This window comes from Nitrosomonas mobilis, from assembly GCF_900103035.1.
Classification (GTDB): domain Bacteria; phylum Pseudomonadota; class Gammaproteobacteria; order Burkholderiales; family Nitrosomonadaceae; genus Nitrosomonas; species Nitrosomonas mobilis.
In genome coordinates, this window is record NZ_FMWO01000022.1 from 1 (window position 1) to 2,859 (window position 2,859).

Here is a 2,859-nt window from a genome sequence, read left to right on the forward strand (position 1 = left end):
TGATATGGTCCAATAGACCCGGACACTCCAGTTAAGAGAAGATATCTTAATTGGAGGAAAAAATGGAACCGAGGAAACACTATACAAAGGAATTCAAACTGGATGCAATCAGCTTGGTACTGGATGAGGGATTAACGATAGCGGAGGCGGCCAGAAGCTTGGGAATCAGAGCTAACATGCTTGGGCGATAGGTCAGGGAGAATCAGGCGGATACTAATGGTCAGGCATTCCGTGGTAATGGGAAGCTGACACCGGAGCAGGAAGAAATCCGACGACTCAGGATAGAAAACAAGCAATTAAAGCTGGGGCGGCAAATACGAAAGGAGGCGGCGGTCTTTTTCGTGAAAGAAACGAAGTGAAGTATTCGTTTATCACCCAAAAGAAAAAGACCTGCTCGGTCGGTCTGCTGTGCCGGCTATTGGGTGTGAGTCGCAGTGCTTACTATGCCTATGAACAACGCCGCCGCAATGGTCCGGATGATCTACACCACAGGCAACTGCTTGATGCTGTGCAAAATATTGTAAAATCATGCGATTACACCTATGGCAGTCGCAGGATAAAACGAGCGCTAAATACCTTGGGCTATCGGGTTAGTCGCTGGAAGGCGAGAAGACTAATGCAAGAAGCCGGGATACAAGTGAAACACCGGAAGAAGTACAAGGTGACGACGGACAGCAATTGTCCTGCTCGCTATATCTTCATTCAATAGCAATTGGAGTTTGCTATAACTGCCTATCTTTATTGTTCTGAAAAGCGTAGACTTTTTCCGTCTACATCATCTACGTTGCCCTTGTATGCGTCTTTGCATCATAAATTTATCTTTACTTATAATTGGAGTAATTAAAATGTTAAATATGAATGCGTATAGATTAAAAAAAATAGCGATTATGATTATAGCGTTATCATGGTGGGTGTCTAATCAAGCCATCGCAGCTCCACCTACCAACGATACATTCACCAATTCAACCCCGGTCACTGTCGGGTTCAGCGAGGTGCTCGACACAACAGAGGCAACCACAGATAGCGATGACGCCCTACTGAACACGTCGTGCGGCGCCCCAGCAAGCGACGCCAGCGTTTGGTATTCATTTAATGCCACTTCTGACACGAACGTCGTAGTCGATGTTTCGCAATCCAACTACTCAGCTGGCGTCTTGGTAGGCGAGGGTAGCCAAGACAATTTACAGACCATCGCATGCGGGCCTGGGGCTGTGCCTTTTTTCGCAACAGCGGGTACGACCTACTATGTGCTGGCCATAGATGATCAGCTTGACGGAGGCGGCAATGGAGGACTTTTGAGTATTTCGTTCAATGAAGTAGCACCAACCACACTGGACGACTTCACTGTAAACCCCGTTGGTATAGTTAATATCCGCACCGGTGTTGCGACGATTTCAGGAACGTACACTTGCAACAATGGTGACTTTCTTGGCTTGTTCGGAGACGCCAGCCAGAATGTCGGACGAATAGCCACCATTCGTGGAGATTTCTTTTTCTTCGACTCTGGCACATGCAATGGGACGTCGCACCCATGGTCTGGAAACGTTGTTCCGCAAAATGGCAAGTTTGCTGGTGGCAAAGCGATGACTATGACATTTGCGTTTACGTGCGGCCCATTCCAATGCGCTGATGGATACATAGAGCAGAAGATTCAACTGCGTGGCGGTAAGAAGTAAACATTAGCAGCTTGCGCCGAAGGTGATTAAAAGCTCAACAAGACATCATCCTCATAATCTCTGTCGAGGCAGCAAGATCTTTCTCCTGCCATTACCGTGCCGCTTGTGGTATTTCAGCAAGCGGCACTTCTAGCATGTATGTCAGCTATAGAGTATTTCTATATATTCAGTAATCGCCCGTATTAATTGTGGCTATGTCTGCATTAAACGTTGGAACTACCTTTTTGTCGGATAGGCTGGAACCTTAAGACTGGAGGGTATAGTCATGAAAGCCACTGATTTTCGGGAGTGGTTGGAAAAGATATCGCAACTTAATCGTCGTCAAAAAGAACAGGCCAAACATTATCTGAGCGAGGCGAAGCCACAAGCTGTGGTTGTGAAATATCTTGAGGACTCTTTTGAGCCGAGTTGTCCGGTCTGCCAGGCGGATCGCCCTCATCGTTGGGGGCACCAGGCGGGGTTGCAACGTTTTCGCTGTTGCTTATGCAAGCACACATTCACGGCTATTTCGGGAACTCCTTTGGCCCGTCTGCGGCATAAGGAGCAGTGGTTGAATTACAGTGCAGCGTTGATTGAAGGTTTGACCGTGCGAGCTAGCGGCAGGCAATGCGGAATAGACAAAAACACCAGTTTTCGCTGGCGCCATCGGTTCCTGACTTTGCCGGCGGCTACTAAAGCCAACCACTTGCAAGGAATCATTGAGGCGGATGAGACCTTTTTTCCCTCTTCCTGCAAAGGTCAACGTCACCTGAATCGTCCACCGCGTAAACGTGGCAAGCAAATCCATGTACGTAGCACAGGCAAAGATCAGGTGCCGGTGCTGGTAGTACGCGACCGCTCTGGTGCAACAGCAGATTTCATGTTGAATGCGCCTGATAGAAAGACAATTGAGCCTCCTTTGCGGGCTATCCTGGCAAAAGATGCCATTTTCTGTAGTGATGGCGCTGCCGTCTACCGGTCTGTGGCTCATAGCCTCGGAATTACCCATCGCCCCGTCAATCTCTCTGCTGGAATTCGAGTCATTGCTGGTGTTTACCATATCCAGAATGTTAATGCCTACGACAGCAGACTTAAACAGTGGATGAAAAGATTTCATGGGGTCGCAACCAAATACCTGGAAAATTACCTGGGCTGGCGTAGATGGCTGGAACGTTGGGGTGGGCACAACTAGCTAAGGCAGTAA

2 protein-coding genes and 1 pseudogene are annotated in these 2,859 nt (G+C 48.3%); all 3 read left to right on the top strand.

What is annotated here, in order from left to right; all coding sequences use genetic code 11:
- Positions 1-62: 62 nt before the first annotated feature.
- Positions 63-685, top strand: a pseudogene (locus NSMM_RS01525) (transposase); the annotation flags it as partial.
- A gap of 160 nt (positions 686-845) precedes the next feature.
- A complete protein-coding gene (locus NSMM_RS01530) occupies positions 846-1,676 on the top strand; it encodes a hypothetical protein (RefSeq protein WP_090283942.1) in 831 nt (276 codons plus the stop codon).
- Between the two features lie 265 nt (positions 1,677-1,941).
- Positions 1,942-2,847 carry an IS1595 family transposase gene (locus NSMM_RS01535; RefSeq protein ID WP_245654634.1) on the top strand — a complete coding sequence of 302 codons (906 nt, stop codon included), beginning with the start codon at positions 1,942-1,944 and terminating at the stop codon, positions 2,845-2,847.
- Positions 2,848-2,859: the final 12 nt, after the last annotated feature.